This window comes from Streptomyces griseoluteus (assembly GCF_004784465.1).
GTDB lineage: Bacteria > Actinomycetota > Actinomycetes > Streptomycetales > Streptomycetaceae > Streptomyces > Streptomyces griseoluteus.
In genome coordinates this window covers 306,915-327,854 of record NZ_SRRU01000001.1, presented here as the reverse complement: position 1 = coordinate 327,854, position 20,940 = coordinate 306,915, and the positions used below count along the sequence as shown (strand labels likewise).

25 protein-coding genes and 2 pseudogenes are annotated in these 20,940 nt (G+C 70.0%); 16 read left to right on the top strand and 11 right to left on the bottom strand.

The features are described from left to right. Positions 1-35 precede the first annotated feature (35 nt). A complete protein-coding gene (locus tag E5082_RS01675; RefSeq protein WP_135789507.1) occupies positions 36-866 on the top strand; it encodes an alpha/beta fold hydrolase in 831 nt (276 codons plus the stop codon). A 105-nt stretch (positions 867-971) separates the two neighbouring features. Further along, positions 972-1,715 carry an SDR family NAD(P)-dependent oxidoreductase gene (locus E5082_RS01670; protein WP_135789506.1) on the top strand — a complete coding sequence of 248 codons (744 nt, stop codon included), beginning with the start codon at positions 972-974 and terminating at the stop codon, positions 1,713-1,715. A gap of 9 nt (positions 1,716-1,724) precedes the next feature. On the opposite strand, the gene E5082_RS01665 is transcribed toward E5082_RS01670, so the two are convergent. The 5 genes from E5082_RS01665 to E5082_RS01645 form a co-directional block, all read right to left on the bottom strand. Further along, positions 1,725-2,168, bottom strand: a complete 444-nt coding sequence (locus E5082_RS01665; RefSeq protein WP_135789505.1) for an Rrf2 family transcriptional regulator — start codon at positions 2,166-2,168, stop codon at positions 1,725-1,727. Between the two features lie 141 nt (positions 2,169-2,309). Beyond that, the gene (locus E5082_RS01660) at positions 2,310-2,708 is read right to left on the bottom strand and encodes a hypothetical protein (protein WP_135789504.1); all 399 of its coding nucleotides are present in this window, start codon (positions 2,706-2,708) and stop codon (positions 2,310-2,312) included. Between the two features lie 120 nt (positions 2,709-2,828). Further along, positions 2,829-3,365 (bottom strand): hypothetical protein, encoded by a 537-nt coding sequence (locus E5082_RS01655; RefSeq protein ID WP_135789503.1) that lies wholly within the window; start codon positions 3,363-3,365, stop codon positions 2,829-2,831. 92 nt (positions 3,366-3,457) lie between these two features. After that, positions 3,458-4,117 carry a DUF4328 domain-containing protein gene (locus E5082_RS01650; RefSeq protein WP_135789502.1) on the bottom strand — a complete coding sequence of 220 codons (660 nt, stop codon included), beginning with the start codon at positions 4,115-4,117 and terminating at the stop codon, positions 3,458-3,460. A gap of 108 nt (positions 4,118-4,225) precedes the next feature. After that, positions 4,226-5,800: a beta-N-acetylhexosaminidase gene (locus tag E5082_RS01645; RefSeq protein WP_135790095.1), complete on the bottom strand. Its 1,575-nt coding sequence runs from the start codon at positions 5,798-5,800 to the stop codon at positions 4,226-4,228. A gap of 234 nt (positions 5,801-6,034) precedes the next feature. On the opposite strand from E5082_RS01645, the pseudogene E5082_RS01640 reads away from it, so the two are divergent. The 11 genes and pseudogenes from E5082_RS01640 to E5082_RS01590 all read left to right on the top strand — a co-directional run. Next, positions 6,035-6,574 (top strand): annotated as a pseudogene (locus E5082_RS01640) (2-oxo-4-hydroxy-4-carboxy-5-ureidoimidazoline decarboxylase); the annotation flags it as partial. A gap of 188 nt (positions 6,575-6,762) precedes the next feature. Further along, positions 6,763-7,143: a succinate dehydrogenase, cytochrome b556 subunit gene (gene sdhC / locus E5082_RS01635; RefSeq protein ID WP_037774792.1), complete on the top strand. Its 381-nt coding sequence runs from the start codon at positions 6,763-6,765 to the stop codon at positions 7,141-7,143. Positions 7,144-7,148: 5 nt separating this feature from the next. After that, positions 7,149-7,622 carry a succinate dehydrogenase hydrophobic membrane anchor subunit gene (locus tag E5082_RS01630; protein WP_135789500.1) on the top strand — a complete coding sequence of 158 codons (474 nt, stop codon included), beginning with the start codon at positions 7,149-7,151 and terminating at the stop codon, positions 7,620-7,622. A 19-nt stretch (positions 7,623-7,641) separates the two neighbouring features. Further along, on the top strand, positions 7,642-9,396 hold the full coding sequence (gene sdhA / locus E5082_RS01625) for a succinate dehydrogenase flavoprotein subunit (RefSeq protein ID WP_135789499.1): 1,755 nt from the start codon (positions 7,642-7,644) through the stop codon (positions 9,394-9,396). Further along, a complete protein-coding gene (locus tag E5082_RS01620) occupies positions 9,396-10,157 on the top strand; it encodes a succinate dehydrogenase iron-sulfur subunit (protein WP_135789498.1) in 762 nt (253 codons plus the stop codon). The genes sdhA and E5082_RS01620 overlap by 1 nt, the downstream gene beginning before the upstream one ends. A gap of 140 nt (positions 10,158-10,297) precedes the next feature. Further along, positions 10,298-10,888, top strand: coding sequence for a Uma2 family endonuclease (locus E5082_RS01615; protein ID WP_135789497.1), 591 nt, complete (start codon positions 10,298-10,300; stop codon positions 10,886-10,888). Positions 10,889-10,897: 9 nt separating this feature from the next. After that, the gene (locus tag E5082_RS01610; RefSeq protein ID WP_135789496.1) at positions 10,898-11,308 is read left to right on the top strand and encodes a VOC family protein; all 411 of its coding nucleotides are present in this window, start codon (positions 10,898-10,900) and stop codon (positions 11,306-11,308) included. A gap of 95 nt (positions 11,309-11,403) precedes the next feature. Then, the gene (locus tag E5082_RS01605) at positions 11,404-11,811 is read left to right on the top strand and encodes a hypothetical protein (protein WP_135789495.1); all 408 of its coding nucleotides are present in this window, start codon (positions 11,404-11,406) and stop codon (positions 11,809-11,811) included. Further along, the gene (locus tag E5082_RS01600) at positions 11,808-12,320 is read left to right on the top strand and encodes a thiol-disulfide oxidoreductase DCC family protein (RefSeq protein WP_135789494.1); all 513 of its coding nucleotides are present in this window, start codon (positions 11,808-11,810) and stop codon (positions 12,318-12,320) included. Before E5082_RS01605 ends, E5082_RS01600 begins: the two co-directional genes overlap by 4 nt. A 9-nt stretch (positions 12,321-12,329) precedes the next feature. Continuing rightward, entirely contained in the window at positions 12,330-13,058 is a 729-nt protein-coding gene (locus tag E5082_RS01595; RefSeq protein WP_135789493.1) for a TetR/AcrR family transcriptional regulator, read from the top strand. A gap of 95 nt (positions 13,059-13,153) precedes the next feature. Next, positions 13,154-13,651 carry a hemerythrin domain-containing protein gene (locus tag E5082_RS01590; RefSeq protein ID WP_135789492.1) on the top strand — a complete coding sequence of 166 codons (498 nt, stop codon included), beginning with the start codon at positions 13,154-13,156 and terminating at the stop codon, positions 13,649-13,651. A 274-nt stretch (positions 13,652-13,925) separates the two neighbouring features. Here the strand turns inward: E5082_RS01590 and E5082_RS01585 are convergent, their stop codons facing one another. Then, on the bottom strand, positions 13,926-14,369 hold the full coding sequence (locus tag E5082_RS01585; RefSeq protein WP_135789491.1) for an NUDIX domain-containing protein: 444 nt from the start codon (positions 14,367-14,369) through the stop codon (positions 13,926-13,928). Positions 14,370-14,576: 207 nt separating this feature from the next. On the opposite strand from E5082_RS01585, the gene E5082_RS01580 reads away from it, so the two are divergent. Together E5082_RS01580 and E5082_RS01575 are read left to right on the top strand one after the other, a co-directional pair. Further along, complete coding sequence (locus E5082_RS01580) at positions 14,577-15,302, top strand: dienelactone hydrolase family protein (RefSeq protein WP_135789490.1); 726 nt, start codon at positions 14,577-14,579, stop codon at positions 15,300-15,302. A 225-nt stretch (positions 15,303-15,527) separates the two neighbouring features. Then, a complete protein-coding gene (locus E5082_RS01575; RefSeq protein WP_135789489.1) occupies positions 15,528-16,307 on the top strand; it encodes a VOC family protein in 780 nt (259 codons plus the stop codon). On the opposite strand, the gene E5082_RS33365 is transcribed toward E5082_RS01575, so the two are convergent. Continuing rightward, on the bottom strand, positions 16,288-16,410 hold the full coding sequence (locus tag E5082_RS33365) for a hypothetical protein (protein ID WP_268255629.1): 123 nt from the start codon (positions 16,408-16,410) through the stop codon (positions 16,288-16,290). The genes E5082_RS01575 and E5082_RS33365 overlap by 20 nt on opposite strands. A 293-nt stretch (positions 16,411-16,703) precedes the next feature. Here E5082_RS33365 and E5082_RS01570 point away from each other — a divergent pair, with 293 nt between their 5' ends. Then, positions 16,704-17,537 (top strand): PIG-L family deacetylase, encoded by an 834-nt coding sequence (locus E5082_RS01570; protein WP_135789488.1) that lies wholly within the window; start codon positions 16,704-16,706, stop codon positions 17,535-17,537. Here the strand turns inward: E5082_RS01570 and E5082_RS01565 are convergent. The 4 genes and pseudogenes from E5082_RS01565 to E5082_RS01550 all read right to left on the bottom strand — a co-directional run. Next, positions 17,538-17,735 (bottom strand): annotated as a pseudogene (locus E5082_RS01565) (ABC transporter permease); the annotation flags it as partial. A gap of 78 nt (positions 17,736-17,813) precedes the next feature. Continuing rightward, entirely contained in the window at positions 17,814-19,247 is a 1,434-nt protein-coding gene (locus E5082_RS01560; protein WP_135789487.1) for a DUF2079 domain-containing protein, read from the bottom strand. A 28-nt stretch (positions 19,248-19,275) separates the two neighbouring features. Beyond that, complete coding sequence (locus tag E5082_RS01555) at positions 19,276-19,512, bottom strand: hypothetical protein (protein ID WP_135789486.1); 237 nt, start codon at positions 19,510-19,512, stop codon at positions 19,276-19,278. Between the two features lie 65 nt (positions 19,513-19,577). After that, positions 19,578-20,936, bottom strand: coding sequence for a metallophosphoesterase (locus E5082_RS01550; protein WP_135789485.1), 1,359 nt, complete (start codon positions 20,934-20,936; stop codon positions 19,578-19,580). Between the last annotated feature and the right edge of the window lie 4 nt (positions 20,937-20,940).

Genomic DNA, 20,940 nt, shown 5'->3' with positions numbered 1-20,940 from the left:
GGCCGACACGTTCCGGGGGGCCGGAGGTATCAGCCATGGGCACAGTGACCACGCCTGACGGCACCAGCATCTTCTACGTCGACTGGGGCCCCCGGGACGCCCAGCCGATCGTCTTCCACCACGGCTGGCCCCTGAGCCACGAGGACTGGGACAACCAGTTGCTGTACTTCCTGTCCAAGGGCTATCGCGTCATCGCCCACGACCGCCGCGGGCACGGACGCTCCAGCCAGCCGTCGACCGGGCACGACATGGACACCTACGCCGCCGACGTGGCCGCCCTGACCGACGCACTGGATCTGAAGGACGCGGTGCACATCGGGCACTCCACCGGGGGCGGCGAGGTGGTCCGCTACGTGGCGCGGGCCGAACCGGGCCGGGTGTCCAAGGCGGTCATCTCCAACGCGGTGCCCCCGGTCATGGTCAAGAAGGACAGCAACCCCGAGGGCACCCCGATCGAGGCTTTCGACGCGCTGCGCGAGGCGCTCGCCGCCAACCGCGCACAGTTCTACATCGACGTCCCCGCGGGCCCCTTCTACGGTTTCAACCGGCCCGGCGCCGAGGTCGTCCAGGGGCTCATCGACCGCTGGTGGTGGCAGGGCATGAGGGGCGCGGCGAACGCGCACTACGAATGCATCAAGGCGTTCTCCGAGACCGACTTCACCGAGGACCTCAAGAGCATCGACGTCCCGGTGCTCGTCCTGCACGGTACCGACGACCAAGTGGTGCCCTACGAGGACTCCGCGCCGAAGTCCGCCGCGCTGCTGAAGAACGCGACGCTCAAGAGCTACGAGGGATGGCCCCACGGAATGCTGTCGCTCCACCCGGACGTCCTCAACCCGGAGATCCTCTCCTTCATCGAGGGGTGATCACCCGCGCGACCGGTCTCCGCCCCACCCCCCGACCCTGGATGTAATGTAAGTTGTTACATCCAGGGTCGGGTCGATGCCGGCCCGCGGTGAAGGGAGGACCCGGTGGGAAAGCTCGAGGGAAAGACGGCCGTCGTCACCGGCGGCAACAGTGGGATCGGCCTTGCGACCGCCAAGCGGTTCGCCGAGGAGGGCGCGCACGTCTTCATCACCGGCCGCCGCCAGGAGGCGCTCGACGCGGCGGTGGCCGAGATCGGCGAGAACGTCACGGGGGTCCGGGGAGACGTCTCGAACCTGGATGACATCGACCGCCTGTACGAGGCGGTGGCGGAGAGCGGCCGTCGCATCGACGTGCTGTTCGCCAACGCCGGCGGCGGTGAGTTCGCCACCCTGGAGGACCTGACGGAGGAGCACTTCGACTCGACCTTCGGCATCAATGTCAAGGGCACGCTGTTCACGGTCCAGAAGGCGCTTCCGCTGCTGAACGACGGCGCCTCGGTGATCCTCACCGGGAGCACGGCGCGAGGGGAGGAGGCGTTCGGCGTCTACGCCGCCTCGAAGGCCGCCATCCGCTCCTTCTCCCGCACGTGGGCGAACGAACTGAGCGATCGCGCGATCCGCGTCAACACGCTGGCACCGGGGCCGACCGACACTCCGGGGATCGCGGGCCTCGCGCCCGACGCGGAGTCGGCCGCGAAGATACGGGAGGGCTTCGTGAGCCAGGTTCCGCTGGGCCGGATGGGGCGCCCGGAGGAGGTCGCCGATGTGGCGCTGTTCCTCGCCGGCGACCAGAGCACGTTCGTCACCGGTGTCGAACTCTTCGTCGACGGAGGTCAGCGGCAGGTGTGACGACGGGGGTCAGCCGGCGACGCGTCGCTCCTCCTGCACGTCGCGGAGGACGTCAGCGATCGAGATCGCGGCGAGTTCGTCCCGTACCGCGTCGTCCAGGCGGGCGTACACCGAGTCGAGTACCGGCCTGATGCCGAAGCCGACGGGACATTCCTCGTTGGGCGGAGTGCGGTGCAGGGCGAACAGTCCGTTGCCCTCCACCGCGCCGTACACGTCCCGCAGCGTGATCGACTCGGGTTCCCGGGTCAGGGTCCATCCGGCCTTGGCACCCCGCTTGCCGTGGACGATGCCCGCGTCGCGGAGTTCCATCAGACAACGGCGGATCACGACGGGATTGGTGTTGACGCTGTCGGCGATGCGCTGCGACGTCGCGATCGTCTCTTCGTCGAGCCGGTCCAGGGCCATCCACGCCAGCACGTGAACGGCGATGCTCATCCTGCTGTTGGCACTCATCAGCCCGGCCGACCCTTCCTCAATCGTAACTTTTGATGTTACACCGACCGCGCGGGGTGCGGGTCGCACGGGCCCGGCCGGGTCACTCACCCCGGTGCGCCGCCCGGGACCGGGGGAGGACGTGGTCCGGCGAGCGGCCGGCTAGGCCCCTGCCGCCTCCCGGCACAGGCCCCGCAGGGAGCCCTCGCCGGTGAAGGCCAGGTGGGCCTCCTCCAGGGGGTCCCAGAGGCGGCCGTCGGGGGTGCGGAGCCAGTGGGTGCCGCCCGTGGCCCACCATTCGCCGCCCGTGTGGCGGGCGACGACCTCGCCGGCGTAGGCGCCGAAGCCGCGCAGTACGCGTGCCACGGCCTCGTACGGCGGGTGGTCGTGGCGGAGTTCCTCGATGACGCGGTCCAGGCGCCACAGGCTCTGGGGGGAGTAGTCGAGGCGGAGGCGGGCGCCCTCGCGCATGGTGGCGACCGTGTCCGCGGCCCACCGCGCGGGGCGTGCCGCGGCCGAGGGGCGGTAGTCCGTCTGCGTTGTTGCGTACTGGGTAGTCACACAGGGGTAAGCGGTCCTGGCCGCCCGCGCGTCACACGATTCGGCGCCGTTTCGGCAACCGGCGCAGGACCGCCCCACCGTCCCGACAGGACGGACACAGAACCCACCCCGAGTTCAGGTTTAAGCCTGAGCCCGCGCCCGCCGCGACACCACCGCCCGCAGCACCCGCCGTCCCTCCCCCGAGACGTCCAGCGCCCGCCGCAACCCCTGCGGCCCGTGCTCCGCGAGGAGCTGGAGGACCACCGTCTGCCGCCCCAGCTCCGCCGCGACCAGCGGCAGTTCCTCGTCCCCGCCGTCACCGCCGGCCGGGTCCAGCAGCCGGTGCACCCGCAGCGAGGCCGACGAGCACGCCTCGGCCCACTCCCGCAGCGCGTCCCCCTCCCGCTCGGCCGGAGCCGACAGCAGCATCCCCCGCGCCACCCCCGCCGCCTCGTCCGCACCGGAACCGGAGCACGGCTCCGGCTCCGTCGCATCCAGCGCGGCCCGCACCTTCGCCAGGCTCTCGGACCAGTCGGAGTCGTCCACGAGATGCGCCCACAGCGGGCGCAGCAACTCGTCGTCCTCGACGAGCAGGGACACGCACCGATCCGAACAAGCCAGCCCGCTCGCGGCCAGCCCGCGTGCGTCGGCCTGCGCGATCAGTTCCTCCAGGCTCATGGAATGCCTCCCTCGCCTGGGCACCGCCTGTACGGAGCCCGCATTTCCCCTTACTGCGTGCGACGGGCCCGGAGTGTCACAGTCACCGTTTTTCAGCCAAGCGCGGCGAACGGCAGCGAGGGCCCGCGGAGCGCCTTCTCGTTCTGCATCCCGGTCAGCCGGAGGACCACCACGGTGGCCAGCACGGCGGCGACGAGGTCGATGCCGTCGACCACGGCGAGCATCCCCGCCCCGGACTCCACCCGCAGCAGCCGGTCGGCGATCAGCCCGGCCACCCACGCCGTCCACCACAGGTCGACCAGCCCATGACCGCTCGGCCGCCCCTGCGGCGCGCTGGCGTCCCACGCGTCGAGAACGATCCGGCGCGGGAACCAGAAGTTCACGAACGGGATGAACCAGCCGCCGATCGTCCACCACCGCGCCTTGCTCTGCGAACTGGCGTCGAACACCTCGGCGTTGACCCGCACCCGCCACAGCCAGCACAGGTACACGACCGCCGCGGCGAGCAGCAGGACCCCCTGCGCGATGTCGAGGACCGGCCCGGCCAGGACGGACGGCTTCGCCAGGTCGGCCCAGATCGCCACCGCGTCACCGGCACCGACGAGCCCCAGCAGCACCGCCGTCGCCTGCCCCAGCCCCACCGGCGAGCGCAGCGGCGGACCCGGCGGTACGAAGGGCACGGCCGGCGCGCAGCGGGCGCACCGCGTCTCCCCGGTGACGGCCTCGTTGCTGTGGCAGCTGGCGCAGATCATGAAGGTCTTCCCCCCGGTACGGCTGGAACGGCGTACGCGGCCCTCCCCAGAGCCGCGTACGCACGAGCGAACACGGAAACATACGTGCTACGCCGACATTCCGTCCACTCACCCCAGCCGGTTCGCCAGCTGCTTGAACTGCGGCCAGGACAGCGCCGGTTGCCCCGGGTCCCAGAGCTTCTGCACGGTGGCCCGCAGCGGCATCCGGATGCCGGACGCGACCTGGCTCTCGGTCTGGGCGTTCGGGAAGTCGCACCACACGGCGAAGGAACCGCCGAGGATCTGACCGTCGTACTGCGCCGGCACGGCACTCGTGCCCCGGATCACGCGCGGGGTCCACTGCTGGTAGATCCGCTGGCCGGTCGGGTAGACGAAGGCGTTCGGCTCGCCGAGGACGTAGTACAGGTACTCGTCGTTGTAGTTGTAGACCTCGCGGCCCGCCTTCAGGTAGTCCACCGGGGGCCGGGCGCCGATCTCCTTGCCGGTCCAGTAGGCGACCTGGATGTCCTTGGCGGGCTGGATCGTGGAGTCGCGCAGGAAGCCGTCGTTCCAAGCCCGCATGGTGCGGTCGTGGGCCCGGACGGTGTCCGCGCGGCCGTTCAGCCAGCCGGTGGTGAGGTCGGCGACGTTGCCGCCTGCGCCGTAGGCGTCGCGGGCGGCGGCGGCGAGCTGCGGGTAGGACGCCTCGGGGTCGGGCACGACCAGCGCCTGGTACTCGTCGCCGCCCAGGTTCCACTTGTCGCCCGGGAACAGGTCCGCGTACTCGTCGAGCAGATCGTCGACGATCTTCGCGGACTCGGGCTTGGAGATGTCGATCGCGCCGCGCGTCGCCTTGCCGTTGACGTTGCGGAGCTGGAGATCGGGGTGGGCGGCGATGACGGCGCCCAGGTGCCCCGGCGAGTCGATCTCGGGCACGATCGCGATGTGCCGGGCGGCGGCCAGGCCGACGATCTTCTTGACCTGCGCCTTGGTGAGATGGTCCTTGGAGACGATCTCGGGGTGGGTGGTGGACTGTATGCGGAACGCCTGGTCGTCCGAGAAGTGCAGTCCCAGCTCGTTGTACTTCACATCGCCCAGTTCGCGTATCCGGTCCTCGATCCAGGTCTCCGAGAACGGCTTGCGCGCGATGTCGAGCATGAGGCCGCGCGAGGGCTTGGCGGGCTCGTCCCTGACCACGCCCTCGGGCGCGGTGCCGCCGCCGCGGACCTCCTGCTTGAGGGTCCGGGTCCCGTAGAAGACGCCCGCGTCGGCGGGCCCCTGGATGTCCACCCGCCCGTCGCGCACGGTCATGGTGTACGACTCCGGGTTGCCGCTCCCGCCGAGGCCGAGGCGGACGTCGCCGGCCCTGGAGTCGGTCTTCTCGCCGCCGTAGGCGAGGCCCAGCTCACCGGCTATGAGCTTGCCCTCGTCGGCCAGCGCCGGGTCGGTGACCACCACCCGGCCGCCGTCACCGGGCTTCCAGCCGGGCCCGCGGGCCGCGGTGTGCTCGCGCACCGCCGGGATGGTCTGCGGCGCCTTGGACATGGGGTACGAGCGGGTGGGCGAGGGGGTCGGCGGATCGGCCTGCCGGGAGGCGCCGACCGCGCCCGCGTCCGAGCCCCTACCGGAACCACCCCCTCCGGATGACGCCCACACTCCGACGCCCACCCCGGTCACCACGGTTCCGACGACCGCGGCGGCCATGATGGCCCGCTTCCGCTTGAGCTGTCGTGCCGAAGCACGATGTCTGTGCTGGCTCACCCTCCCAACGTACGGCCGATCCGCGGTTCACCCGTCACCGAGACGTTCCGAAACTCTCCCGTCCGAGTGAAATTCGGGCATCAGCCGGACACACAGTGACCACTCTCGATAACGTGTCGGCACATCCTTCACAGGTCCCCCTGCCGTTCCGGCACGACCCTGTCCCTCCTCCCATGAGGACCCACGCTGCCTGCGCACCGTTCGCCGTATCTCCCGACCCCGCTCGACGCCTTCAACCTGGCGCCGGCCGAGGAGGCCCGCGCGCTGCTCCTGCGCTGTCTGCGCAACGCCCGCTGGGCGCACCGGCTCGCCGAGCACCGCCCCTACCCCGACCTGGCCGCCCTGCTGGCCGCGGCGGACGAGGCGGCCTACGACCTGCGGGTCGTCGACCTGGCCGACGCCCTGGCGGGCGAGTCCCTGCCCGAGCTGCCCGAGGACACCTACTCGGCCGCCCACACGGCCCTGAGCGCGGCGCACGCCGCCTACGAGGCCCGCTTCGGCCATGTCTTCGTGATCGCGCCGGGCGGGACCTCCCCCGAGGAGGCGCTGGACCGGGTCCTGGAGGGCATCCGGTCACGATTGGCGAACGATCCCGAGGACGAGCGGGTGATCGCCGCCGAGGAACTGCGGGGCCTGGCCCGGCACCGGCTCACGGCCCATCTGGGCACCGCCGCCACCCGCGTGACCAGCCACTACGCGCCCCGGCCGGGCGTATAAGCGGACCAAACGGAACGGATGCACACGAGCCGCAACGCCACAAGCGGCGGATCACCCGAAACAGGCCCCCCGTCAGTCGCGCCGCGCCTCATGGATACGATGCTGAGGGCCGGTGGACCGTACCCGGCCGGGCCCGACCGACAGTGAAGCCGGCGCGGCCCTAGTCCCCGCACCCGGAGGGTTCTTCCGTGCCGGCTGGAACGCTGTACCGCGGCCGGGAAGGTATGTGGTCCTGGGTGGCTCATCGAGTCACCGGCGTCCTCATCTTCTTCTTCCTGTTCGTTCACGTGCTGGACACCGCTCTCGTGCGTGTCTCCCCCGAGGACTACGACAAGGTCGTAGCCACGTACAAGACCCCGATCGTCGCGCTGCTGGAGTACGGCCTCGTGGCCGCCATCCTCTTCCACGCGCTCAACGGTCTGCGCGTCATCGCCGTCGACTTCTGGTCGAAGGGCCCGCGCTACCAGAAGCAGATGCTGTGGAGCGTCCTCGGCGTCTGGATCATCCTGATGGCCGGCGCCCTGTACCCGGTCCTCGGCCACGCCGCTCGTGTCCTGTTCGGGAGCTGACGCCGATGTCCACCTCTGAGATCAACCTGACGGGCTCCTCCGCGGACGCCGCCGAGGACGCCTACACGCTCTCCCTCGACGCGCCGCGCTCGCGCACCCGGACCAAGAAGACCCCGAGGTCCACGCGGGGCAACTTCGAGATGGCGGCCTGGCTCTTCATGCGCCTGTCCGGCATCGTGCTGGTCGTCCTCGTCCTCGGTCACCTGCTGATCCAGCTCGTGCTGGACGGTGGCGTCTCCAAGATCGGCTTCGCCTTCGTGGCCGGCCGCTGGGCGTCCCCGTTCTGGCAGGTCTGGGACCTGGCGATGCTGTGGCTGGCGATGCTGCACGGCGCCAACGGCCTGCGCACGGTCATCAACGACTACGCGGAGCGCGTGAACACCCGCCTGTGGCTCAAGGGCCTGCTCTACACGGCCACGGTGTTCACCATCCTGCTGGGCACGCTGGTGATCTTCACCTTCGACCCGAACATCCGCTAGGCACGGGGCTGCGAGAATCATGAAGATCCACAAGTACGACACCGTCATCGTCGGCGCCGGTGGCGCGGGCATGCGCGCGGCCATCGAGTCCACGAAGCGCAGCCGCACCGCCGTGCTGACCAAGCTCTACCCCACCCGCTCCCACACGGGCGCCGCGCAGGGCGGCATGGCCGCCGCGCTGGCCAACGTGGAGGAGGACAACTGGGAGTGGCACACCTTCGACACGGTCAAGGGCGGTGACTACCTGGTCGACCAGGACGCCGCCGAGATCCTGGCCAAGGAGGCCATCGACGCGGTCCTCGACCTGGAGAAGATGGGCCTGCCGTTCAACCGGACGCCCAACGGGACGATCGACCAGCGCCGCTTCGGCGGTCACACCCGCAACCACGGCGAGGCCCCGGTCCGCCGGTCCTGCTACGCGGCCGACCGCACCGGCCACATGATCCTCCAGACGCTGTACCAGAACTGCGTCAAGGAGGGCGTGGAGTTCTTCAACGAGTTCTACGTGCTGGACCAGCTCATCACCGAGGTCGACGGCGTCAAGACGTCCTCCGGTGTGGTGGCGTACGAGCTGGCCACCGGCGAGATCCACGTCTTCCAGGCGAAGTCCGTGATCTACGCGTCCGGCGGCACCGGCAAGTTCTTCAAGGTGACGTCCAACGCGCACACCCTGACCGGTGACGGCCAGGCCGCGTGCTTCCGCCGGGGCATCCCGCTGGAGGACATGGAGTTCTTCCAGTTCCACCCGACCGGCATCTGGCGCATGGGCATCCTGCTCACCGAGGGTGCCCGCGGCGAGGGCGGCATCCTGCGCAACAAGGACGGCGAGCGCTTCATGGAGAAGTACGCGCCGGTCATGAAGGACCTCGCGTCCCGTGACGTCGTCTCGCGCTCGATCTACACCGAGATCCGCGAGGGCCGGGGCTGCGGTCCCGAGGGCGACCACGTGTACCTCGACCTCACCCACCTGCCGCCGGAGCAGCTCGACGCGAAGCTCCCGGACATCACCGAGTTCGCGCGCACCTACCTGGGCATCGAGCCGTACACGGACCCGATCCCGATCCAGCCCACCGCGCACTACGCGATGGGCGGCATCCCGACCAACGTCGAGGGTGAGGTCCTGGCGGACAACACCACCGTCGTGCCGGGTCTGTACGCGGCCGGCGAGGTCGCCTGTGTCTCCGTGCACGGCGCCAACCGCCTGGGCACCAACTCGCTGCTGGACATCAACGTGTTCGGCCGCCGCGCGGGCATCGCCGCCGCCGACTACGCCCACACCGTGGACTTCGTCGACCTGCCGGAGAACCCGGCCGGGATGGTCGTCGCGCAGATCGAGCGGCTGCGGGACGCCACGGGCACCGAGCGGGTGGCCGACATCCGCCGGGAGCTGCAGGAGACCATGGACGCCAACGTGATGGTGTTCCGCACCGAGCAGACGATCAAGACGGCGGTCGAGAAGATCGCCGAGCTGCGCGAGCGGTACCGGCACGTGTCGATCCAGGACAAGGGCAAGCGGTTCAACACCGACCTGCTGGAGGCCATCGAGCTGGGCAACCTGCTGGAGCTGGCCGAGGTCATGGCGGTCTCCGCGCTGGCCCGCAAGGAGTCCCGCGGCGGTCACTACCGCGAGGACTACCCGAACCGCGACGACGTCAACTTCATGCGTCACACGATGGCGTACCGCGAGGTGGGCGACGACGGCTCGGAGACCGTGCGTCTCGACTACAAGCCGGTCGTCCAGACCCGCTACCAGCCGATGGAGCGTAAGTACTGATGGCTACCCCTGTTCTGGACAAGGCCGAGGCGGCGTCCGCCGCGTCCCCCTACATCACGGTCACCCTCCGCATCCGCCGGTTCAACCCGGAGGTCGCGGCGGAGCCCCACTGGGAAGACTTCCAGCTGGAGATGGACCCCAAGGAGCGCGTCCTCGACGGGCTCAACAAGATCAAGTGGGATCTCGACGGCACGCTGACCTACCGCCGTTCCTGCGCCCACGGCATCTGCGGGTCCGACGCGATGCGGATCAACGGCAAGAACCGCCTGGCCTGCAAGACGCTGATCAAGGACGTCAACCCCGGGAAGCCGATCACGGTCGAGCCCATCAAGGGCCTGACCGCGCTCAAGGACCTCGTGGTCGACATGGAGCCGTTCTTCCAGGCGTACCGGGACGTCATGCCGTTCCTGATCACCAACGACACCAACGAGCCGACCCGTGAGCGGCTCCAGTCGCCGGAGGACCGTGAGCGGTTCGACGACACCACGAAGTGCATCCTGTGCGCCGCGTGCACCTCGTCCTGCCCGGTGTTCTGGAACGACGGCCAGTACTTCGGCCCGGCCGCGATCGTGAACGCCCACCGCTTCATCTTCGACTCGCGCGACGATGCCGGTGAGCAGCGCCTGGAGATCCTCAACGACCGCGACGGCGTCTGGCGCTGCCGCACGACCTTCAACTGCACGGACGCCTGCCCGCGCGGCATCGAGGTCACGAAGGCGATCCAGGAAGTGAAGCGCGCGCTGATCACCCGCCGCTTCTGAGATCTGTCTCCGACGGTCTCAAGGGCCCCGTTCCGGTCTCCGGAGCGGGGCCCTTTCGGGTGAATGCGGGTGATCGCGGGACGCGTGGGTGTGGTGCGTCGCACGAGAATGCCGCTGATCGTCACCCTGGAGGCAGAGCAATGTCCGGCACACCCTCGTGGTTCTCGCTGACCCCGATCGCCGACGAGATCATGGAGCGCCATCCCGGCTACCCCGTCGAGATCATCGGCGGCCACCTCCTGGTGACCCCGCTGCCCGACGCCCCGCACGCCCGCGTGCTGACCGACGTCATGGTTCTGCTCATCAACGGCGAGCTGCACCGGGACGAGACCCTCGTGGCGCAGAAGATCGCCATCCGGCTGCCGACTGGTCCGGAGGACTACGCCGTCCCCGACCTGGTAGTGGTCAACGCCGACATCGAAGATCACCACGTCGAGAACAACACGTACGACCCCGTCTGCTTCCGCCTCGTCCTCGAAGTGACCTCCGGCAACTGGAAGGACGACCTGAAGACCAAGGTCGGCGCCTACGCCCGGGCCAAGGTCCCGGTATACGTCGTCGTGGACCGCAAGCACCAGCGGCTCCACGTGCTCACCGAGCCCGCCGAGGGAACGTACGGCACCCACCGCGTCCACTCCCCCGGCGAGACCGTCGACCTCCCCGACTCCATCGGGGCGAAGGTCACCCTGGACGTGGCCGCGATCATCGAGGCGGGACGCCCCCGTCGCTAGCCTGACGGCATGTCAGACGACGAAGCACACGAGTTGCTGGGGTTCGACAACGTTGTACTTCCCGTGGGGGATCTCGGGGAGGCCGTGGGGTTCTACGAGCGGGCCGGGTTCACCGTGGGGTTCCGGTTCGACGAGGGCGGGATCGCGCTGCTGAGGGTGGGCGGGGAGACGCCGGGGATTCTGCTCCGGCTCGAGGACGGGCTCGGACACCGGCCGCCCACCTGGCCCGCGTCGCGGCTCTGGCTGGAGGTGCCGGACGCGCGGGCGGCGGCGCGGCGACTGGCGGAGGCCGGGATCGAGCCGGTGGACGAGGCGATGTCCACGGCCACCGGGCGCACCGTGGAGTTCGCGGACCCGTGGGGGAACGTCTTCGGCTTCACCGACTACACCAAGCGCCCCGAACTCGCCCGCCGGGCTTGAGATCCAGACCTCACTCCTCTTGGTTGAACACGTTCAAAAACAGGTCTACAGTCATCCCTGTCAGCGTTTTGAACGCGTTCAAGAAGGGGTGGGGCATGGACCGCACCGTCATCGCCTACGTGATCTACCTGGCCGTCAGCATCGCGCTGACCGTCTGGGTCGCCCGCACGCTCAGCCGCAACGGCCGGGTCTTCCTGGCGGATGTGCTGCACGGCAACGAAAAGCTCGCGGACGCCGTCAACCACCTCCTGGTGGTCGGCTTCTACCTGGTCAACCTCGGCTTCGTGACGCTCTACCTGAGCGACGACGGCACCATCGAGGACACGAGGGGCGTCTTCGAGACCCTCTCGGCCAAGCTCGGCGTCGTCCTGCTGGTCCTCGGCGCGATGCACCTCGGCAACGTCTTCGTACTCAACAAGATCCGCCGCCGCGGCCTGATGGAGCGCGAGACGCAGCCGCCGGTGGCCCCGCAGGGCTGGGTCGCGCCGACGGCCGGAGCATGAGCGGGGCCGTGGACCGGGGCGTCACGAGCGCCCCGGTCCGGGGCCTGACGGTCCTCTACGACGCCGAGTGCGGCCTCTGCACCCACCTGCGGGACTGGCTGCTGCGCCAGTCGCACCTGGTCCCCCTGGAGCTGGTCCCCGCCGGCTCGGCCGAGGCCCTGACCCGGTTCCCCGGCGTGGACCCGGCCCGGACACTGGAGGAGGTCACCGTGATCGGGGACTTGGGCCAGGTGTACCGGGGCGCGGCGGCCTGGGTCGTGGTGCTGTGGGCGCTGCGCGAGCACCGCCCGCTGGCCCATCGCCTCAGCACCCCGGCGGGCGCCGTGCTGGCGCGGGGCGCGGTGCTGGCGGCGGCCAAGTACCGTGGCGCGCAGTGGAGTCGGCAGCGCGGCGGCCGATGGGGCGGGCAGGGCACGTACAGCCGCACGGACGGCTGGCGGTACGTCCCCGCCGAGGGCTGGGTGCACGACCCGCCGTCCTGCGCCGACGGCACCTGCCCCACTGGTTAGGCTCCCTACGTGCCCGCGAAGAACGACGGCCCCGAGGCCGGACCCCAGAGCAAGTCGGAACACACCCGCGCGCTGATCCTCGAGACCGCGATGCGGCTGTTCCAGGAGAACGGCTACGACAAGACCACGATGCGGGCCATCGCCAGGGAGGCCGGCGTCTCGGTCGGCAACGCCTACTACTACTTCGCGGGCAAGGAGCACCTGATCCAGGGCTTCTACGACCGGATCGCCGCCGAGCACCAGGTGGCGGTCCGGTCGGTGCTGGAGACGGAGACCGACCTGGAGGCCCGGCTCGCGGGCGTGCTCACCGCGTGGCTGGACATCGCGGAGCCGTATCACGAGTTCGCCGTGCAGTTCTTCAAGAACGCGGCCGACCCGGACAGCCCGCTGAGCCCCTTCTCCGCGGAGAGCGAGCACGCCCGCGAGCAGGCGATCAGCGTGCACCGCGAGGTGCTGGCGGGCTCCAGGTCCAAGGTCTCCCCCGAGCTCCGCGAAGCCCTCCCCGAGCTGATGTGGCTCTCCCAGATGGGCCTGGTCCTCTACTGGGTCTTCGACCGTACGGAGAACCGCGAGCGCAGCTACCGCCTGGCCCGGCGCGGCGCCCGCCTCACCGCCCGCGGCGTGGCCCTGTCCCGCTTCCGCGTCCTGCGCCCGCTGGTCCTGGAGGTCCATGAGCTCTTCAACGACTTCCTGCCGGGGATGACGAAGGCCCTCCCGGCCCCGCGAAGCCGAAGCTGATCCCGCCCCGCGCGGCGAGTCATCCCGGCGCGGACCGGGGGTACACGGTGGGCACCCGAACACTTCGCATACATCGCACGAGAGTGGTGCCCCTCATGGCCGAGACCCAGGACGTCGTCGAACTCATCCTCCAGGACCACCGCCGCATGGAGGACCTCTTCCGGCAGATGCGCAGCGTCGAGGCCGACCGGGCCGCGGCGCTCAAGGAGTTCGCCGATCTGCTGGTCGCGCACGCGCTGGCGGAGGAGGCCGAGGTCTATCCGGCCCTGAAGCGGTACCGGAACATCGACAACGAAGAGGTCGAGCACGGCGAGCACGAGCACGACGAGGGGAACCAGGCCCTCCTGGCCCTGCTGGAGGTCGACGAGGTCGGCTCCGAGGAGTGGGACTCCAAGCTGGAGGAGCTGGTGGAGGCCATCACCCACCACACCGACGAGGAGGAGCGCACCATCCTCAACGGCGCCCGCGAGAACGTCCCGATGAAGCGCCGCGAGGAGCTGGGCGAGGCCTTCCTCGCGGACCGCGAACGCCACCTCAAGGGCGAGCCCGGCTCTGTGGAGAACCTGCGCCGTATCGTCGGCTCCTCGGACTGAGTCAGCCGTGCAGGAGGTCCCGCCTCTCCCGGGAGCGGCCGGGATCGTGTCCGTCGCAGAGGCTGCACGCGTCGCCGTCCTCGGCGGGGGCTTCGCAGGGGGACAGCTGGACGAACTGGTAGAGGCCGCCGCCCCGTTGGGCGGTGGATGGCCTCCAACTCACAGGTTATGTGGGTCAGTTCGTGCGGGGGTGACTCGGCGAGGTCCTCGCCGGTGGCCTTGGGGTGCCGGGCCGGCTCGTCGCGGGGCGGGCGGCCCGGCCGGTTCCACTGCCTCAGGGTGTGATGAGCCGGCGATGGGAGTCCTGCAATCCCTGCGACAACGCGTCCGGGTCGCACCACCGGGCCTCCAGAATCTCGAAGTCGTCGATCTTCAGGGTTCCTCCGGTGTGCAGAGCCTCGTAGGCGACCTCCACGCGGAGTCGGTATCCGCTGGTCAGGCGGACCAGACGGCCGGGCGTCACGTCGAGCCCCGTCTCCTCCTTGACCTCGCGGACGACGGTGAGCGGGAACTCCTCGCCCCTCTTCGCGAACCCGGTGGGCAGTCCCCACGGCCGCCGCTCGGGCCACATACGGTGCCTGAGAAGGAGCACCTGACCGGCGTCGTTATGGACGACCCCGGTCACGCCCACCATGAACTTGGCGTTCGCCAGCCACAGGACCCTCCACTGCACGGACCCCCGCATGGCGTGCCACAACCGGGCGACAACTCGCTTCATGACCAAGCCCTTCGCTTCGCGGAATCCGACGGACGTCCACCGGGCGTCCGCCAGGGGGGGCGCACCCGGGCGGGTGAGGGGCGTCCCGCCCGGATCAGTCCTCATACTCGTCGCGGAGGCGTCCCGGGCCAAAGAAACACCCGCGCTGTTCCGCCGGTGGTGAAACCCCGGCCCGACCGAGCCCGTCGCTCGCTAACGTCCGGTCGCATGCCACAGATCACCACGCGCACGGTGGAGTACCCGGCCGACGGTCTCACGATGATCGGGCACCTCGCGCTTCCGGCCGGTACCGACCGCCGGCCCGCGGTGCTGGTCGGCCCGGAGGGCATGGGGCTCAGTGATGTCGAGCGCCGGCGGGCCGACGCCCTCGCCGAGCTGGGATACGTAGCGCTGGCCTTCGACCTTCACGGCGGGCGCTATTTGGGCAACCCCGAGGAGATGCTGGCCCGTTGCCTGCCGCTGCTCGACGACCCCGGCCGGATGCGCGGCATCGGCCACGCGGCGCTCGATGTGCTGCGCGCCGAACCGCGGACCGACCCCGGCCGGATCGCCGCCGTCGGCTACGGCACCGGTGGCGCGATCGCGCTGGAACTCGGGCGTGACGGCGTCGACCTGCGCGCGATCGGGACCGTCAACGCACTGACCACCGGCCGACCGGGTGAGGCGGCACGCATCCGCTGCCCGGTGTGGGCCGGGGTGGGGTCGGAGGACCCGATCATGCCGCCCGCACAACGGGACGCGTTCACGGCCGAGATGCAGGCCGCGGGCGTCGACTGGCGCCTCGTGGTCTACGGCGGCGCCTTGCACGCCTTCCACCACCCGCCGGTCGACCATCCGGCGGTCCCTGGCGTCGGCCACCACCCACGGCATGCGCGGCGAGCCTGGCACGACGTCGTCGACCTGCTCGCCGAGTGCCTGCCCGTGACGGAGTGATCGGGCGAGTCCCAACCCGGGCGCCCGCTGGCCAGCGCTCACCGGTCGGCGCGGCGCGCCCGTCGAGCCGCACACCGGTCCCGCCCACGCCCGATCCCTGTACCACCGGGCACGGGCCACGCCGCCCTCCTCCGTGCGCTGAGAGGCAAGCGGCGTGTCGGAGGGGCGGGGACGTATCGGGGCGGAAGGGTGTCCACCCGGACACACCACCAGGGAGAGGCAACGATGCCCGAAGTCACCACCCCGTACGCGACCGGCGCCCCCTGCTGGGTCGATCTGAGGGCGCAGGACCAGCAGGCCGCGCTGGACTTCTACCGGGACCTGTTCGGCTGGCAGGGCGCGCCGGGACCGGCCGAGTTCGGCGGGTACGCGGTCTGCGAGCTGCACGGCAGGGCCGTTGCCGGTATCGGCCCGGCGACGGCCCCGGAGGGCATGCCGGAGCCGCCCACCGTCTGGACCACCTACCTCGCCACCGCCGACGCGGTCGCCACCCAGGAGCGGATCATCGCCGCGGGCGGCGACCCGTTCGCCCCCGCGGTGGATGTCGGCAGCCTCGGCCGGATGCTGATCGCCACCGACCCGCAGGGCGCGGAGTTCGGCGTCTGGCAGCGGGGCGAGTTCTTCGGTGCGGGCGTGGTCAACGAGCCCGGCGCGCTGACCTGGACCGAGCTGCACACCAGCGACGTGGATGCCGCCGCGGCCTTCTACGGCGAGGTGTTCGACATCGAGTTCACGCCGATGGAGGGCCACGACTCCTACTGGGAACTGCGCGTGGGCGGCCTCACGGTCGGCGGCGTCACCCGTCTCGCCGACGACCCGCCCGGCACCCCGGCCCACTGGCTGACGTACTTCGCGGTCGACGACGTCGACTCCACGGTGGACACCCTGGTCCGCCGGGACGGCACCGTCCTCGTCCCGCCGTTCGACATGTCCGCGGGCCGCATGACCGTGGTCACCGACCCGCAGGGCGCGCCGTTCGCGATGATCAGGCCGGCCGGCTCCTGAGGCCGCGCTCCTCGGTGGGGGCCGGCTCATCGGCGGTGGCCCCGTCGCCGCGGGGACAGCGGGCCAGCAGGGCCGGACCGGCGGCGAACACGTAGTGGATCATGCTGCGCTGCTCAGGAGCGAGCCGGGAGCTCGGCGGCATCCCGCCCGGCCGCCCCGCGCACCCCGAGGAAGTCGCCGAACTCACCGCCACCACCTGGAGGCGACTTCCCGGGCGGCGTGGTGGACCTGCACCACCGTTTCCGTCTCAGTGGCGGCCTCATCGAGGACCCGCGCATCGAGCCCTGACCGACGCGAGGCGGACGCGAGCCGTCACGCCGGGAACATCCCGTCCCCTCGGCGAGGTTGTGCGGTACGCCCGCCACGGGCACGTCTCATCTCGCAGGAGGACTCCTCATGACCGACCGGCCGTTGACCCTGATGGCAGTACACGCCCACCCCGACGACGAGGCGACCGGGACCGGAGGGGTGCTCGCGCGGTATGCGGCGGAGGGCGTCCGGACGGTGCTGGTGACCTGTACCGACGGCGGTTGCGGGGACGGGCCGGGGGGTGTGAAGCCGGGCGAGCCCGGACACGATCCGGTGGCGGTCGCCCGGATGCGCCGGGACGAACTCGAGGCGAGCTGCGAGGTCCTGAAGATCAGCGACCTGGAGATCCTGGACTACGCCGACTCCGGGATGGCGGGCTGGCCGGGCAACGACGCTCCCGGCTCCTTCTGGCAGACCCCCGTGGAGGAAGGCGCCGCCCGCCTCGCGGAGCTGATGCGGCACTACCGCCCCGATGTGGTCGTCACCTACGACGAGAACGGTTTCTATGGCCACCCCGACCACATCCAGGCCCACCGCATCACGATGGCCGCGCTGAAGCTGACCGACCTCACCCCCAAGGTGTACTGGACCACCGTCCCCCGCTCCCAGATGGCCCGCTTCGGCGAGGTCATGCGCGAGTTCGCGGACGACATGCCGGAGCCCGACCCCGCCGAGGCCGCCGCCCTGGCCGAGATCGGCCTCCCCGACGACGAGATCACCACCTGGGTCGACACCACCGCCTACAGCGACCAGAAGTACGACGCCCTCTCCGCCCACGCCAGCCAGGGCGAGAACATCTTCTTCCTGAGGATGGGCAAGGAGCGGTTCGCCGAACTGATGGGCACGGAGACCTTCCTCCGCGTCCAGGACCCCACCGGCGCCCCGACCCCGGAGGACGACCTCTTCGCCGGACTGCGCTGACTAACGACGCAGCGCTTCGGCGGGCTGGATACGGCTGGCACGCCAGGCGGGATAGAGGCCGGCGACAACGCCGGTCAGCAAGCCCGTCACAGGGGCGGCGACGATGGTGGCCGGAGGAACGACCGGTGTCCAGTCCCGCACGACAGCGACGGCGACGACGGTGATGGTCCCGATGCTGGTGCCCACGAGCCCTCCCAAGCCTCGTCTGGCAACTGTTCGTTCCCCGCCATTTCCATGGGACGCATTCGTCGGCTTCCATGGGACGCATTCGTCGGCTCACCGGAGTGGGGAACGGCGAAGCACCACGTAGTGCCGGTCCTGGAAGACCACGGTGTACGTGGCTTCCGGATGGGCGTCGTGCGCGTACCCGATGAAATTCCCGTCCGGCGCGGGATTCCAGCCCGCCAGGTCCACCACGATGAATTCGGGTGTGATTTTCCCCGTGCCACCCACCCAGAAGACACGGCTTCGTCCGGTCAAGTGGGACAGTATTCCTCCACTTGTCTCGACGGTCGATCCGTAGGGTATGAGAGGGACAACTTTCTCCGCTGAACGCGCCAGGTCCGAGGTGCGATACGTCTCCGGCTGGGTCAGCGTCCTGAAGGGAAACTGCCCGGACACCGTGAGGGATATGGCGAGGACGGCCGGAACAGTGCAGGCCGCGTACTTCCGGAGCCAGGTCCTGCGGGACCCCTTCAGCAAGAAGAGTCCGTTGATGAGCGCGGCGAACAGAATGGGCATCAGTATCGCGTCGTAATGCCAGTCCATTCCCCAGTAATTCTTTTCCCGGGACAGGAAGCGCCAGCCCAGGGTGGGCAGGAGCAGCAGGCTGACCGGTGATCTCAGCGCCACCAACCCAGTGATCCACAGCAGCATGACCAGGGTGGTGATCTTCACCAGGGTGCCTTCGAGGAAGAAATCGCTCAGAGCATGGAGGTCGAGGTGAGATCCTCCGTCGAGCTTGTCCCAGTAGGCATACTTGCCGCCCTTGTTCATGGCCGGGATGAACAGGAAAGTGACGAACGCGAACCCGGCCGACCCGAAGGCGGCCAGAGCTACGCCGATCTTCTTGCTCCCGAAGAGGAAGATGTACAGGCCGATCGCGGCCACCGTGACGCCCAGATCCTCTTTCACGAGCACGAGCGGCAAGCTCCACAGAGCTGCCGCCCGCCACCTCTGCCTCAACAGAGCGCGCAGGACGAAGGCCAGCAGGGGCAGCGCGAAACATATTTCATGGAAGTCAAAGTCCACCGCTGACTGGATTCCCCATGAGATCGCGTAGGAGAACCCGACCGCCACCCCGGGGACCTTGCCCAGGGTTTCCATCGCGGCACGGGTCAGCGGGACGACGGAAAGTGCGATCAGGGCTGCCTGGGCGACGAGAAGCGTGACCGGGGAAGGGAACAGCCGGTACAGGGGGGCCAGCGTGGCCAGAATCGGGCTGAAGTGGTCGCCGAGGATGTTAAAACCCTCGCCCTTGATGTCCGACACCGGGGACTCGAAATGAGCATAGTGACGGACCACCTGCTCGAATATTCCGAGGTCCCAGGACGCGCTGTATACCCGCTGAAAGCGCGAAACCGAAATCGTCACATAGGCGGCGAAGGCAACACAGGCCGGAATCCAGGGAGCCGATCGCTCCCCCATGAGGAAGCGCCTGACAGCCAGAGATGTTTTCTCACGCCGAAGGGAAATAGTTCCGGAAGCCATCGATTTTCCTGAAATGTTATGGGTACAGTTATTCTCCTCGCACCAGCACGGCCACCTTCTTCAGGATTCCCTCCTTTTCCTGGAAACGTCTTTCACCGCCATCGCCACCTCTTCCGGAGAGGCCATTGAATCGCGCGTCGTCGCCAGGCGCGTCCAGCGGGGCCTCGAAGTTGTACCCGTCGGACTTCATGCACTTCGACCACTTGTGGAACACCTGCTTGGTCCAGGACTCCAGGGCGTGAAGATCATGAAGCGTCAAGATCATTCATTGGCTTGATCGCTGGACGCGAGTCCGCTATGGCCTCGGTCGGGGCATGCGGAGCGGAGCGACTACGCCTCGCGTGAGGCCAGTTCGATCACTGTGATGTCCGACGGGGCCCACACGCGCGTGGGCGGACCCCAGGCGCCCGCGCCTCGGCTGACGTAGAGCTGGGTGTCGCCGTAGCGGTCGAGGCCCGCGACCGTGGGGTTCGCGGCCTTCGCGATCAGGTTGCCGGGCCAGAGCTGGCCGCCGTGGGTGTGGCCGGAGAGCTGGAGGTCCACGGAGTAGTGGACGGCCTCGTGGACCTGGACCGGCTGATGGGCCATGAGGACGCAGGCGCGGGAGGGGTCCCGGTCGCCCAGGGCCTTCCGGAAGTCCGGGCCGTGGCCCTCGCTCCCGCCCTGCAGGTCGTTCACGCCCGCCAGGTCGAAGTACGGGAGTTCTGTGCGGGCGTTCTCCAGGGGGCGCATGCCCAGGGCGCGGACCTCGTCCAGCCACTGGGCGGCGCCGGAGAAGTACTCGTGGTTCCCGGTGACGAAGTAGGTGCCCTGGCGGGACTCCAGCCCCGCCAGGGGGGCCGCCGCCGGGCCCAGGTTCTTCACGCTGCCGTCCACCAGGTCGCCGACGACCGCGATCATGTCCGGCTGGGTCGAGTTGATCGTGTCGACCACCGTCCGGGCGAAGTTCCGTCCCAGCACCGGGCCCAGGTGGATGTCGCTGACCACCGCGATCCGGAAGCCGTGCGCCGAGCGCGGGAGCTTGGCCAGGGGAACCGTCAGCCGTTTCACCCGCGGGCCGCGCAGCACCCCGTACGTGCCCCAGCCCGTCGTGCCGAGCGCCACCGCGGCCGCCGTGCCCCCAGCGACGCGGGAGACGAAGACGCGGCGGGAGAGGGCGGAGGCGGCGAGCGCGGAAGCCTCCGGCGTTTCGGAGGAGGACGTGCCGTCAGCCCCTGCGGACGGTTCCGCCGGGGCCGGGGGCACGGACGCCCCGTCGGCCCTCCCGGACGGCTCCGCCGGGGACACCGGCGCGTCGTCCGCCACCCCGGCCCGCTGCGCCGACGGCACCGGCACCGCGTCCAGCCCCGCAAGGACCGCCTCCCGCGTCGCCCGGCGCGCCCGCCGCCCGGCCCACACCCGCACCGGCTCCGTCGCCACCGTCGCCAGCAGCAGGTAGAGCGCGAGGGCCATCCACAGGAACCCCGGCCAGGCCAGGGCCCGTTGGAGCCAGAAGGGCGCCCCGGAGCGTTCCGCGACCAGGGCGGCGATCATCAGGACCGGGGCCGCGACGAAGAGGGCCGTGCCCGCACGGCGGGCGACCCCGCCCGGGCGGGTGGTGTCGCGGACGAGGCGGCGCCAGACGTACCAGTGCAGGCCCGCCACGAGGGCCAGTACGGCCAGGGCGACGAGCGCGAAGACGATGACCACCCGG